Consider the following 11,856-nt stretch of genomic DNA (forward strand, 5'->3'; position numbering starts at 1 on the left):
AAAGCGGTGCATGAAGCCCCGGCCGTAACACCTTCTTTACCAAGCGACGGGCTTGCAGCCGTCGAATACGACGTCTTCCGCGCCTGCAACGAAGCGCGTCGCGACCGCGCATCCGTGACGTTGATCGCCGTCTCCAAGACCTTTGAAGCCGACGCCATCCTGCCGGTGATCACATCCGGCCAGCGTGTGTTCGGCGAGAACCGCGTCCAGGAGGCGAAATCCAAGTGGCCCGCTCTGATGGCCGCTCAACCGGGAATTGCGCTGCATCTGATCGGACCGCTGCAATCCAACAAGGCCAAGGAAGCGGTCGCTCTGTTCGATGCGATCCACTCGGTCGATCGGCCCAGCATCTGCGAAGCCCTGGCCAAGGAAATCGCGGCGCAGAACCGCACGCCGCTGCTGTTCGTGCAATTGAACACCGGCGAGGAGCCGCAGAAGGCTGGCATTGCGCCTGGTGACGCCGACGACTTCATCGCGCGCTGCCGCGATACCTATGGCCTGTCCATCGCCGGCCTGATGTGCATTCCCCCGGTCGACGACGCGCCGGCGCCGCACTTCGCCCTGACGGCCAGGATCGCGGCCCGCAACGGATTGGCCGGCCTGTCGATGGGCATGAGCGCCGACTTCGCCATCGCCATCCAGTTCGGCGCGACGCACGTGCGGGTCGGCTCGGCGATTTTCGGCAAGCGGTAGGTTAGCTGTCCGGATCCGCGGGCACCTGCGCCAGCGGGTTCAGCAGCGGGACGCCCAGCCTGAGCGGTTCGAAGTGCTTGATGTTGCCCGTCAGCAAACCGTGCCCATGCGCGCTTGCCGTTGCAGCAATGAGGATGTCGGACACGCCAGGGCTAATGCCGTCGGCGTAGGCCTGATCGGTGAGAATGCCAGCGATGCGGCCGACCTTCGTATCGACCGGAAGGATGCGTTCACCGTAAAGGTCGGTCATGCCGCCAAACCATTTCTCCAGAATCGGTACGCGGCGCGTCGATCCCGCACGCCGCAGCTTCTCAATGCCTGCTGTGATTTCGACGACAGTAATCACCGACAGAAAAAGAATATTTTGATTCTGCTGGATCCATTCCGTCAGGCGCATATCCGCCCGCAAACGACCATCAGCCATCGGCGCAAACTGGCTGACGATGTTGGTGTCGAGCAGCCAGCTCGTCAAAGCTCGATCTCACGAACCGGCGACGGGTCCCGCTCGATCTCCAGCGCGTACGGCATCCCCATCAGCACTTCCGCGAAGCTGGGCCGGTCGTCGGGATAGAGGCGCTGTCCCTCTTCGAAAGGCACCACCATGGCGGCAGGTCGCCCGTGTTTGGTGACGATGGTGGGTTGGCCGTTCTCGGCGGCTTCAACGATCGCTGAAAATCCGGCCTTGGCATCCCTGAGTTGAAGCGTTTTCATGGAAACCCGCCCTGTGACCAATGTAGTCAGAATAATCTTCTGGCGCCCTGGTTACAAGGTGGCACGATCTCACCCAATCACGATCTTCGTCCGCGGCCCGATCCGCGCCAGCAGCCGCAGCATCGCCGGTCTTGTCATCGAGACGCAGCCGGCGGTCGGGCCGTAATTGTCGCGCGCCAAGTGCAAAAACACCGCGCTGCCGCGGCCGGCGATCCTTGGCCGGGTGTTCTGGTCGATCTCGATGATGAAATCGTACAGATGGTCGTCGCGACGCAGCCGGTCGGCGGTCGCGTCATGGTTCAGCCGGACTGGCTGGTTGTAGTGGCGGTCGGCGGGGTCTTCGCACCAGCCGTCGTTGGGCGCGATGGCGCGGACCGGCAGAAAGGTGCGCGGCCGCGGATGGCGGTCGGCACGCCACCACAGCCGCAACGGATGAAATGTGCCGCGCGGGGTGGCGCCGTCGCCCTCGCGCTTGTTCGCCTTGATTCCGCCGCGACCGAGCGCCACCGGTATCACCTGCCGCTCCGCGACCAGCCAGCCTCGGAGCGGATTGCCGGCGGCTGCGCGAATGTACATCGCGCCCAGCGGCCGATCACGCAAGCTTGTTCGATAAGTGCCTGAAACAACGAGACTTCCCATCCGAATCGCGGACTCCGTATTGCGCTGCCCACTGCAAATGCTCTATTTCGCGCTGCACAGTACATTCGCCAAGAATCGTCAAGAATGCTGCTGATTTTGCGTTAGGATACGCGCTGATTTCGAAATCGGACACGCGTTCTGACTGAACTTTTTCAGCTCGACGGCCCGCTCCCCGCAACCGCCGTCCAAAGGATTGTCGCAATGCCCAATGCCCGCAAGATCCTCATCGTGGATGACGATACCGATTTGCGCGAGGCGCTGGTCGAGCAATTGTCGCTGCACGAGGAGTTCGAAGCCTCCGCGGTCGATACCGGCGCCAAGGGCGCGCTGGCCGCCAAGGCCAATTCGCCCGATCTGGTGCTGATGGATGTCGGCCTGCCCGACACCGACGGCCGTGAAGTGGTGCGGTCGTTGCGCAAGGGCGGCTTCAAGGCGCCGATCATCATGCTGACCGGACACGACACCGATTCCGATACTATCCTGGGGCTGGAATCCGGCGCCAACGACTACGTCGCCAAACCATTCCGCTTCGCAGTGCTGCTGGCGCGCATCCGTGCCCAGCTGCGCCAGCACGAGGCCAGCGAAGATGCCGTCTTCACCGTCGGTCCCTACAGCTTCCGGCCCGGCTCCAAGATGCTCACCGGCGCCAACGCCAAGAAGGTCCGGCTGACCGAGAAGGAAACCGCGATCCTGCGCTTCCTGTACCGCGCCGGCCAGTTGCCGGTGTCGCGCGAGACACTGCTGCAGGAAGTCTGGGGCTACAATTCCGGCGTCACCACCCACACGCTGGAAACCCACATTTACCGGCTGCGCCAGAAGATCGAGAAGGACGCCGCCAACCCCGAGATACTGGTAACGGAAGCCGGTGGCTACAAGCTGGTGCCGTGATACGGTTTGGATGCCGATTCGCCGCCATGATCGGCTTTTCCTGATGCGTCGCGGTCACCCGGTCCTGCATGTCGATCGATGATGATGTTGTCCTGCTCGAGCGCGTCCCGACATTGCGCCTGTTGGGCATCGCGGCCTTGCGCGTGATCGCGATCGGCTCCGAGCAGCAGGAATTTGCCCGCGGCGCGGTGCTGTTTCGCAGCGGCGACGACTCCGATGCCGGCTATGTCGTGCAGCATGGCGCCTTCCGCATCAGTCTTGACGACGGCAGCAACTACGAAGTCATTGCCGGGCCGGGCATGCTGATCGGCGAACTGGCGCTGCTGGTGGCGATGCCGCGGCCATCGACGGCGATCGCGCTGGAGCATTCCGGCGTCATCCGGATCACCCGCAGCCTGTTCCAGCGCGTGCTCGACAGCGACCCCGCCGCCGCACGCCGGTTGCGCGACGACATGGCCGCGCGCGTCAGCCAACTGGCGAGCGACGTCACGCTGGTCGGGTCGAAGTTGAGTTTGTAAGCAGCAAGTAGCGGCTTGCTTCCCAGCTCTCCACGAGTCGTCCCCGCGAAGGCGGGGATCCATACGCGCAGTTGCCAGAGCGACGTTGGGTAGATGCCGTTCTGCTAGCACAAGCTCGGAGTCTATGGGTCCCCGCCTTCGCGGGGACGACTCGTTGAACGTGCAGTGCTCCTGTTACGCCGCCTTCAGGCCGACATCCGGCAGCACCGGCCGGCTTCGCAGCGCCTTCGCCATGATGCCTTCGACGGCGGATCGTTCGTGCGGCAGCAGCGCCAGGCGCGGCGGGCGCGTCAGCGCGGTGCCGCGGCCGATGATGTGCTCGCAGAGCTTGATGCACTGGACCAGGTCCGGGCGCGCATCGAGATGCAGCAGCGGCATGAACCATTCATACAGCGGCATCAGCTCGGCGAAGCGGCCGGCCTTGGCAAGGCGAAACAACGTCTCGCCTTCGCGCGGAAACGCGTTGGACATGCCCGACACCCAGCCGACCGCGCCCATCGCCACGCTCTCCACGATCACATCGTCGAGCCCGGCGAAAAGCACGAAGCGGTCGCCAACCATGTTGCGGGTGTCGATGAAGCGACGGGTATCGCCCGACGAATCCTTGAAGCAGACCACGGTCTCGACGTCGGCCAGCGTCGCGAGAATATCCGGCGTCACGTCGTTCTTGTAGATCGGCGGGTTGTTGTAGAGCATCACCGGCAGGTCGGTGGCGGTGGCGACCGAGCGGAAGTGCGCGGCGGTCTCGTGCGGCTTCGACGAGTACACCAGCGCCGGCATCACCATGATGCCGTCGATGCCGACCTTCGCGGCCTCCTTCGCGGTGTCGACGGCGAAGGCGGTGGTGAATTCGGCAATGCCGCACAGCACCGGCGCGCGGCCGGCGGCGACCGATTTCGCCGTCTCCATGATGGCGATCTTTTCGTTGCGCTCCAGCGAAGTGTTCTCGCCGACCGAGCCGCAGATGATCAGTCCCGACACGCCGTCGCGGATCAGCGCGTCCATGACCTTGCCGGTGGCGTCGAGGTCGAGCGACAGGTCGTCGTGAAACTGCGTGGTAACGGCCGGGAAGACGCCTTCCCAGGAAATGCGCGGGCTCATTGAGTTACTCCGATGGAAATCGCCGGCGGAGCATTGGCCCGCCGATTGTTGATAGAGAGGGATGAGAAGGGATCAGAGCGTGGCGCCGACCTTGCGCAGCTCGGCGAGCACCGGTGCCTTGGGCAGCCAGACCTTGTCGAATTCGGCGATGACGGCTTCGGTATCGGCGGTGGCGACCTGGCGGATCGGGATCGGTGCGTTCTTGAAGTTTTCGATCAGCTTCGGCTCGTTGCCGGCGAGCTCGTCGATCTGCGCGTCGAGGTTTTGCTTGACCAGTCTGGTGATCAGCTCCTTGTCGGCAGCGGGCAGCGTCTGCCACATCCGGCCCGATACCACCGCCGCCATCGGCATGAAGACGGCATTCATCTGCAGGATGACTTTCGATACCTTGTCGAAGCGCTGGTTCCAGGAGAATTCCAGATCGGCCTCGAGCCCATCGACCTGGCCATTGGCCATGGCGTCGAACACCGCGGGCGTCGGGATCGGCGTCGGCGCGGCGCCGAGCGAAGAATAGAAGTCGCGATACACCGGCGTCGGATTGATGCGCAGCTTCATGCCCTTGATATCGGCGAGATTGTTGAGATCCTTGATCGAGAAAATCGCGCGCATGCCGGTGATGCCCCAGCCGAGGCCGATGGTCCCGGTCTCCTGCGGCAGCACGTCGAACAGCTTGATCGCGGCGGGATGGCGGACGAACTTCGCGACGGCCGGTGTCGAGCGCACGATATAGGGCGCGTTGATCGCGGCGATGTGCGGCACGCGCGAGCCGAGCTCGGCGGCCTGGATGAAGCCCATGTCGAGCGCGCCGGTCTGCAGCTGCTGCATCATCGCAGATTCATTGCCGAGCTGACCGGAGTGAAACACCGTCATGGTGAGCCGGCCGTTGCTGGCGGCCTTGAGGTCGTCGCCGAGTTTGACAGCGGCTTTGTTCCAGGAGTGGCCGTTCGGCGTGATCAGGCCGAGGCGAAACTCCTTGGCCTGGGCGAGCGCCAGCGCGGGCGCGAACAGCGGCACGGCGGCGCTTGCGGCAAGAAAGCGGCGACGGGAAATACTCATGGCAAGGCTCCGTGGTTGCAATCAGTTGATGAGGACGAGGGAGAGGATCGGGTACAGCGACAGCAGCACCAGCAGCACGCAGGAGATGAAGAAGAACGGCAGCGTGACGATGAACATCTTGCCCGGCTTGGCGCCGGTGACGGCGGCGGCGACGAAGAAGCACAGGCCCACCGGCGGCGACAGCAGGCCGAGCACCAGGTTGATCACCACCACCACGCCGAAGTGCCGGGGATCGATGTGATAGACCTCGGTGGCCACCGGCAGCAGGATCGGCACGGTCATGATCAGGCCGGGAATGCCGTCGATCACGGTGCCGATCACCAACAGGATGACGTTGCAGATCAGCATGAAGCTGATCGGGTCGTGGGCGACGGTCTGGATCCACGCCGCGGTCTCCTGCGGCACCTTGCCGAAGATCAGCACCCAGGAGAACACAGCCGCGGCGGCGACCAGGAACAGCACGATCGCCGAATAGATGCCGGCGCGCAGCATCATCTGCGGCAGTTGGGAGAACGAGAACTCCTTGGTCCAGTATCGTCCGATCACCGCGGCGGCGACGGCACCGACGGCGGCCGATTCGGTGGCGTTGGCGAGGCCGCCGAGAATCGAGCCGACGATGACGATCGGAATCAACAGGGTCGGGCACGTCCGCAGGATCGTCGCCACGCGCTGGCGCGGCGTCTGATAGTCGGCGCGCGGGTAGTTGTAGACGTAGCCCATCAGCGCGATGACGACGCAGAACATCACCGTGAGGATCACGCCCGGCACGATGCCGGCAATCAGCATGTCGCTGACCGAGACCTGCGCCAGCACGCTGTAGACCACGAACATCACCGACGGCGGAATGATCGGCCCGAGCATGCCGCCATAGGCGGTGAGCCCGGCGGCGAAGGTCTTGTCGTAGCCCTTCTTCTCCATTTCCGGGACCATGATCTGCGCCATGATCGCGACCTGCGCGGTGGCCGAGCCGAGGATCGAGGAGATGAACATGTTGGCCAGGATATTCACGTAGGCGAGGCCGCCCTTCAGCGAGCCGACGAAGGCCATCGCCATATCGACGATGCGCCGGGTGATGCCGCCGCCATTCATGATCTCGCCGATCAGGATGAACAGCGGAATCGCGATCAGCCCGTAGCTGTCGACACCGCCGAACAGTTGCAGCGGGTAGGACTGGAACAGCACGGGGTTGCCCGAGGCGAGGATGTAGACGAATCCGGACAGGCACAGGCAGAGGCCGATCGGCACTCCGACCAGCATGATGACCATGAAGGCGGCGGAGGTGAGCATCAGTTGACCCCGTCGAGTTCGGAGAGTTCGAAACCCTTCGGCGGCGTCCGCGGCACCAGCCCGAGATCTTCCAGCAGGTTGGCGAGGCCGTGGATGGTGATCGACACGGCGAAGATCGGGAGCGTCAGGTAGACGACCCAGGTCGGCCAGTTCAGCGTCTGGGTCCGCTCGGTGTAGAGGAAGTTGAAGGTCTCGCCGGAAAACTTGCGGACGTCGAAACCGGCGCGGGCCAGGCCGATCGGATCCATCCACAGCACGCAGGTGACGATCAGAATGACGCCGAACACCACCACCATGGCGGTGGAGATCACCTTGGCGATCTTCTGGCGGCGGGCCGACAGGTGCTCGGTGAGCATCGTCACCGCAAAGTCGAGCCGCAGCCGGGTCATGGCGGAAGCGCCGATGAAGGTCAGCCAGACCACCGAATAGACCGCGGATTCGTCGATCCAGTACAGCGGCAGCCGCGAATAGCGGGTGATGACGTTGACCAGGATCAGCGCCGTCAGCAGGTACATCAACCCCATCAGGGCCAGGCGTTCGAACGCCAGCAAGCCGCTGGAGGCCTTGATGATCGCCCGCCACAGCCGGAACGGCGGGGTCCGCGAAATCGCCTGCTCAACCACAAAAGCCCCCAAGCTCTCACAATTATGATGATTTCCAAGATCGTATAATTTATACAATTGTAGTGTCAAACGGCGATATGCACAAATTTGCGCCTTTTAGTGACTTTGCGCGTTGCGCAGGCACCGTTTGAACGAAGAAACGCGCGTTGCACCGGTCGAAGGACTGGAGCGATCCAGATCGGAAAACGTCATGAGCGCTCTGAAGCATCGAACCCTGTCTGCCGCGATCGTCGATCAGCTCCGGAAATCGATCCTCGACGGCACCTTCAAGGCGGGCGCGCAGCTCCGCCAGGACGCGCTCGGCGAAGCCTATGGGGTCAGCCGGATTCCGGTGCGCGAGGCGCTGTTCCAGCTCGAGGCCGAGGGTCTGGTGCGAATCGTGCCGCAGAAGGGCGCGATCGTCGCCGAACTGTCGCTCGACCAGACCGAGATCAACGACGTGTTCGACCTGCGTTGTCTCTTGGAGCCGCGCATGCTGGCGCAATCCGCGCCGAGATTCGGCGACGACGACTTCGCCCGCCTCGATGACATTCACGCCCGCTTCGAGCAGGCGATCATGGCGGGCAATGTCAGCGAGTGGGGCCAGCTCAACGCCGATTTCCACATGGCGCTTTATGTCCGTGCCGAGCAGCCGCGCACCCAGGCCATCGTCGTGTCGCTGCTGCAGACCAGCGATCGCTACACCCGCCTGCAGCTCTCGACCACGACGTCGATGGGCATCGCCGAAAAGGAACACGCCGAACTGATCGTGCTGTGCCGCGCCGGCAAGATCGAAGACGCCTGCCGATTTCTGCAGCGGCACATCGAAGCCGTGCGGACGGATTTGCTGCGGGTGGTGGGGCGGACAGGCTCTGCGTCGACCTAGGCTGTCATTCCGGGGCAGGCGCAGCGCGAGCTGCGCGTGAACCCGGAATCCCGACATGGCCCGATGAACGACTCGGGATTCCGGGTTCGCGGCCGGCAGGCGCCGCCCGCGCCCCGGAATGACAGTGAACTACAGTTCCAGTACCGTCGTCACCGGCACATGATCGGACGGCCGTTCCCAGCTTCGCGCCTCGCGCGTCACGGTGAAATCGCGGATCATGTCCTTCATGGCCGATGACACCCAGATGTGGTCGAGCCGGCGGCCGCGGTTGGCGGCGGTCCAGTCGGCGGCGCGGTAGCTCCACCAGGTGTAGATCTTCTCCGACATCGGAATCCGCTCGCGCGCGACGTCGATCCAGCCGCCCTCGCTCTGCACCGCCAGCAGCTTCTCGCATTCGATCGGGGTGTGCGACACGATCTTGATCAGTTGCTTGTGCGACCAGACGTCGTTCTCGTGCGGCGCGACGTTGAGGTCGCCAACCAGGATATGCCGGGCGTCGTTGCGCGGATGCAGCGGTTCGCAGGCCTTCATCTCGTCGAGGAACTGCAGCTTGTGCGCGAATTTCGGATTGGCCACGGGATCGGGAATGTCGCCACCTGCGGGCACGTAGAAATTATGCACGATCAGCGGCACAGCCATTCCGGCGCTGGCGCCAAAGGCCACCGAGATGTGGCGCGAGTCGAGATTTTCGCAGAACACCCGGACGTTGCTCGACTCGAACGGCAGTTTCGAGATGATGGCGACGCCGTGGTAGCCCTTCTGCCCGGCGATGGCGATGTGCTCGTAGCCGAGCTGCTTCAGCCGCTTCAGAGGAAAGGCGTCGTCCGGCGTCTTGGTTTCCTGCAGGCACAGCACGTCCGGCTGCACCTCCTCAAGAAATTTGGCGACGAGTTCGATGCGCAGCCGCACCGAGTTGATGTTCCAGGTGGTGAGTTTGAAAAGCATGGGATCCGAGCGATGCGGTTCTTCCCCTCTCCCCCGCGCGAAGCGAAGCTTCGCTAGGTGGGAGAGGGTGGATCGAACGCGCGAAGCGTGTTCGAGACGGGTGAGGGGTAGTGTTGCGCTCCGCAGCTACCCCTCATCCGTCTTCGCTTCGCGAAGCCACCTTCTCCCACAAGGGGAGAAGGAAGGAAGATGGGCGCCTAGTTCGCGTTCCCGCTGGGATACTTGGTGAAATCGATCTTGAACAGCCCGGGGTCGGGCTTTTTCACGGTGTCGAGGTTGTAGATCGCCACGGTGGTGTCATAGCCCTGCGGATCGGTGACGGTCCACTGCTTGAGCTGGCCGTCCTTGGTGCCGATCATCAGCATCAGCCGGGAGGTGCCGACCAGGGCGTTCTTCTCCTCGATGGTGACCGAGGTGTAGAGATCGTCGCCGGTGACCGCCACCACATTGGTGTCGCGCATCAAGTCGATGCGGTCGGACAACAGATAGCGCAGCGGGGTCTGCGACAGCGGGTAGATGTCCTGGGTCGCCAGCTTGTTGTCGCGCACCGCCAGCGACTGGCCGTCGGCGATCATGGCTATGGTGGTCGGCGCGTCGTATTCGAAGCGCACCTTGCCGGGCTTCTGGATGTAGAAATCACCGGTGGTGCGGCTGCCGTCGGGGCCGATCTGGACGAAGTTGCCGGTCAGCGTGCTCAGCGACGACAGATAGGCGCTGACCTTGCTGGCCTGCTGCTTCTGGTTGGCGTCGAAAGTCGCAAAAATGCTCGCCGGCACGTTACGGCGCGGATCGGGGATCACCGGCGTGGGCGGCGCGGCGGCCTTCGGCGCCACGGCGCCCGGCGGCCGGACGACCTGCGGATCGGAGGCCGACATTTCAAAGCTGCCGCCGCGCGCCTTCGGGGCAGGTCTTGGCAGCGGAACAGTCTGGGCAAATGCCGACGTCACCAGGCCGGCCGCGAAGGCCGCGGCGAGCGCCGTCACACCCGCGCGAAGGACGAGCCGGTTTGCGGCGTGATGGGTCGCGGGTCTCATCAAGGCGTGGTCCTGTTCGGCGGCTGGTGCCCATTTTACCGCGTTTTGCGACACAATGGATATCGGTTTTGCAGTGCGGTCGGCGGCATTTCGGATCGTCGTCGCATCCGACGCCGCACAGGCTGGCGCTAACCCGCCGCTGTGGCGATTTCGCGACTCGAAAGCGGGATTGTCCGTTGGCGCGGTCACGCCTTAAAAGCCGCTCTCTTCTTCTTCGATCAGAATCTCGCGTTTGCCGGCATGGTTGGGCTGGCCGACAATGCCTTCGTTCTCCATCCGCTCCATCAGCGACGCCGCCTTGTTGTAGCCGATCTGCAGACGGCGCTGGATGTAGCTGGTCGAAGCCTTGCGGTCGCGCTTCACGATCGCCACCGCCTGCGAGAACAGGTCGCCGCCGCCATCGCCGGCGCCCATGCCGGTGGCGTCGAACACCGCGCCGCCCTCTTCGCCCTCGGGCGGTTCCTCTGCGGTGACCGCTTCGAGATATTCCGGCTGGCCCTGGGTCTTAAGGTGTCTAACTACCTTTTCGACTTCCTCGTCGGAGACGAACGGGCCGTGGACGCGGCTGATGCGTCCGCCACCGGCCATATAGAGCATGTCGCCGCGGCCGAGCAGTTGTTCGGCGCCCATCTCGCCGAGAATCGTGCGGCTGTCGATCTTCGACGTCACCTGAAACGAGATGCGGGTCGGGAAGTTCGCCTTGATGGTGCCGGTGATGACATCGACCGACGGCCGCTGCGTCGCCAGCACCACGTGCAGGCCGGCGGCGCGCGCCATCTGGGCCAGGCGCTGCACGGCGCCTTCGATGTCCTTGCCGGCGACCATCATCAGGTCGGCCATTTCGTCGACGATGATGACGATGTAGGGCAGCGGCTCGAGGTCGAGCTTCTCTTCCTCGTAGATAGCCTTGCCGGTCTCCTTGTCGAAGCCGGTATGCACGGTGCGGGTGAGTTCCTCGCCCTTGGTCTTGGCTTCGAGCAGGCGCTGGTTGTAGCCGTCGATGTTGCGGACGCCGAGCTTGGACATGCGCTTGTAGCGCTCTTCCATCTCGCGCACCGCCCACTTCAGGGCGACCACGGCCTTCTTCGGATCGGTCACCACCGGCGTCAGCAGATGTGGAATGCCGTCATAGACGGAGAGTTCGAGCATCTTCGGATCGATCATGATCAGGCGGCACTGCTCCGGCGTCATCCGGTAGACCAGCGACAGGATCATCGTGTTGATGGCGACGGATTTGCCTGAACCGGTGGTGCCGGCGACCAGGAGATGCGGCATCTTGGCGAGATCGACGACGACGGGTTCGCCGCCGATCGTCTTGCCGAGCGCTACGGCCAGCCTGCATTTGGACTGGTCGAAATCGCGCGACGCGATCATCTCGCGGAAGAACACCATTTCGCGGATTTTGTTGGGCAGTTCGATGCCGATGGCGTTGCGGCCGGGAACGACGGCGACGCGGGCTGCGATGGCGCTCATCGAGCGGGCGATGTCATCGGCCA

14 protein-coding genes are annotated in these 11,856 nt (G+C 63.8%); 4 read left to right on the forward strand and 10 right to left on the reverse strand.

What is annotated here, in order from left to right; translation table 11 throughout:
* Nucleotides 1–6 precede the first annotated feature (6 nt).
* Nucleotides 7–693 (forward strand): YggS family pyridoxal phosphate-dependent enzyme, encoded by a 687-nt coding sequence (locus tag JWR89_RS07195; RefSeq protein WP_299713675.1) that lies wholly within the window; start codon nucleotides 7–9, stop codon nucleotides 691–693.
* A gap of 1 nt (nucleotide 694) precedes the next feature.
* Here JWR89_RS07195 and JWR89_RS07200 read toward each other — a convergent pair whose 3' ends face one another.
* From JWR89_RS07200 to JWR89_RS07210, 3 genes are all read right to left on the reverse strand, one after another.
* Nucleotides 695–1,165, reverse strand: a complete 471-nt coding sequence (locus JWR89_RS07200; RefSeq protein WP_299713635.1) for a type II toxin-antitoxin system VapC family toxin — start codon at nucleotides 1,163–1,165, stop codon at nucleotides 695–697.
* On the reverse strand, nucleotides 1,162–1,404 hold the full coding sequence (locus tag JWR89_RS07205; protein WP_299713638.1) for a type II toxin-antitoxin system prevent-host-death family antitoxin: 243 nt from the start codon (nucleotides 1,402–1,404) through the stop codon (nucleotides 1,162–1,164). The genes JWR89_RS07200 and JWR89_RS07205 overlap by 4 nt, the downstream gene beginning before the upstream one ends.
* Nucleotides 1,405–1,473: 69 nt before the next feature.
* A complete protein-coding gene (locus tag JWR89_RS07210) occupies nucleotides 1,474–2,043 on the reverse strand; it encodes a L,D-transpeptidase family protein (protein WP_299713641.1) in 570 nt (189 codons plus the stop codon).
* A gap of 201 nt (nucleotides 2,044–2,244) precedes the next feature.
* Between JWR89_RS07210 and JWR89_RS07215 the strand changes: the two genes are divergently transcribed.
* Both JWR89_RS07215 and JWR89_RS07220 read left to right on the forward strand, forming a co-directional pair.
* On the forward strand, nucleotides 2,245–2,931 hold the full coding sequence (locus tag JWR89_RS07215; RefSeq protein ID WP_299713644.1) for a response regulator transcription factor: 687 nt from the start codon (nucleotides 2,245–2,247) through the stop codon (nucleotides 2,929–2,931).
* A 68-nt stretch (nucleotides 2,932–2,999) separates the two neighbouring features.
* On the forward strand, nucleotides 3,000–3,449 hold the full coding sequence (locus JWR89_RS07220; RefSeq protein WP_299713646.1) for a Crp/Fnr family transcriptional regulator: 450 nt from the start codon (nucleotides 3,000–3,002) through the stop codon (nucleotides 3,447–3,449).
* A gap of 174 nt (nucleotides 3,450–3,623) precedes the next feature.
* On the opposite strand, the gene JWR89_RS07225 is transcribed toward JWR89_RS07220, so the two are convergent.
* From JWR89_RS07225 to JWR89_RS07240, 4 genes are all read right to left on the reverse strand, one after another.
* On the reverse strand, nucleotides 3,624–4,550 hold the full coding sequence (locus JWR89_RS07225; RefSeq protein WP_299713649.1) for a dihydrodipicolinate synthase family protein: 927 nt from the start codon (nucleotides 4,548–4,550) through the stop codon (nucleotides 3,624–3,626).
* A gap of 72 nt (nucleotides 4,551–4,622) precedes the next feature.
* Nucleotides 4,623–5,606 (reverse strand): TRAP transporter substrate-binding protein, encoded by a 984-nt coding sequence (locus tag JWR89_RS07230; RefSeq protein ID WP_299713652.1) that lies wholly within the window; start codon nucleotides 5,604–5,606, stop codon nucleotides 4,623–4,625.
* Nucleotides 5,607–5,627: 21 nt separating this feature from the next.
* The gene (locus tag JWR89_RS07235; protein ID WP_299713655.1) at nucleotides 5,628–6,893 is read right to left on the reverse strand and encodes a TRAP transporter large permease; all 1,266 of its coding nucleotides are present in this window, start codon (nucleotides 6,891–6,893) and stop codon (nucleotides 5,628–5,630) included.
* The gene (locus JWR89_RS07240; RefSeq protein ID WP_366142973.1) at nucleotides 6,893–7,417 is read right to left on the reverse strand and encodes a TRAP transporter small permease; all 525 of its coding nucleotides are present in this window, start codon (nucleotides 7,415–7,417) and stop codon (nucleotides 6,893–6,895) included. Before JWR89_RS07240 ends, JWR89_RS07235 begins: the two co-directional genes overlap by 1 nt.
* Before the next feature lie 289 nt (nucleotides 7,418–7,706).
* On the opposite strand from JWR89_RS07240, the gene JWR89_RS07245 reads away from it, so the two are divergent.
* The gene (locus JWR89_RS07245; RefSeq protein ID WP_299713660.1) at nucleotides 7,707–8,381 is read left to right on the forward strand and encodes a GntR family transcriptional regulator; all 675 of its coding nucleotides are present in this window, start codon (nucleotides 7,707–7,709) and stop codon (nucleotides 8,379–8,381) included.
* Between the two features lie 129 nt (nucleotides 8,382–8,510).
* Here the strand turns inward: JWR89_RS07245 and JWR89_RS07250 are convergent, their stop codons facing one another.
* The 3 genes from JWR89_RS07250 to JWR89_RS07260 all read right to left on the reverse strand — a co-directional run.
* Complete coding sequence (locus tag JWR89_RS07250) at nucleotides 8,511–9,326, reverse strand: exodeoxyribonuclease III (protein WP_299713663.1); 816 nt, start codon at nucleotides 9,324–9,326, stop codon at nucleotides 8,511–8,513.
* Between the two features lie 197 nt (nucleotides 9,327–9,523).
* Nucleotides 9,524–10,360, reverse strand: coding sequence for an outer membrane lipoprotein carrier protein LolA (locus JWR89_RS07255; protein WP_299713666.1), 837 nt, complete (start codon nucleotides 10,358–10,360; stop codon nucleotides 9,524–9,526).
* A 192-nt stretch (nucleotides 10,361–10,552) separates the two neighbouring features.
* The coding region (locus tag JWR89_RS07260; RefSeq protein WP_299713669.1) for a DNA translocase FtsK at nucleotides 10,553–11,856 on the reverse strand (1,304 nt) is incomplete at its 5' end.

The organism is Tardiphaga sp. (assembly GCF_028290785.1).
Classification (GTDB): Bacteria; Pseudomonadota; Alphaproteobacteria; order Rhizobiales; family Xanthobacteraceae; genus Tardiphaga.

Bases quoted from the DNA above. Each gene is read 5' to 3' on its own strand.
- JWR89_RS07205 (WP_299713638.1), bottom strand. From the start codon at position 1,404: ATGAAAACGCTTCAACTCAGGGATGCCAAGGCCGGATTTTCAGCGATC.
- JWR89_RS07210 (WP_299713641.1), bottom strand. From the start codon at position 2,043: ATGGGAAGTCTCGTTGTTTCAGGCACTTATCGAACAAGCTTGCGTGAT.
- JWR89_RS07215 (WP_299713644.1), top strand. From the start codon at position 2,245: ATGCCCAATGCCCGCAAGATCCTCATCGTGGATGACGATACCGATTTG.
- JWR89_RS07220 (WP_299713646.1), top strand. From the start codon at position 3,000: ATGTCGATCGATGATGATGTTGTCCTGCTCGAGCGCGTCCCGACATTG.
- JWR89_RS07225 (WP_299713649.1), bottom strand. From the start codon at position 4,550: ATGAGCCCGCGCATTTCCTGGGAAGGCGTCTTCCCGGCCGTTACCACG.
- JWR89_RS07230 (WP_299713652.1), bottom strand. From the start codon at position 5,606: ATGAGTATTTCCCGTCGCCGCTTTCTTGCCGCAAGCGCCGCCGTGCCG.
- JWR89_RS07235 (WP_299713655.1), bottom strand. From the start codon at position 6,893: ATGCTCACCTCCGCCGCCTTCATGGTCATCATGCTGGTCGGAGTGCCG.
- JWR89_RS07240 (WP_366142973.1), bottom strand. From the start codon at position 7,417: ATGGGGTTGATGTACCTGCTGACGGCGCTGATCCTGGTCAACGTCATC.
- JWR89_RS07245 (WP_299713660.1), top strand. From the start codon at position 7,707: ATGAGCGCTCTGAAGCATCGAACCCTGTCTGCCGCGATCGTCGATCAG.
- JWR89_RS07250 (WP_299713663.1), bottom strand. From the start codon at position 9,326: ATGCTTTTCAAACTCACCACCTGGAACATCAACTCGGTGCGGCTGCGC.
- JWR89_RS07255 (WP_299713666.1), bottom strand. From the start codon at position 10,360: ATGAGACCCGCGACCCATCACGCCGCAAACCGGCTCGTCCTTCGCGCG.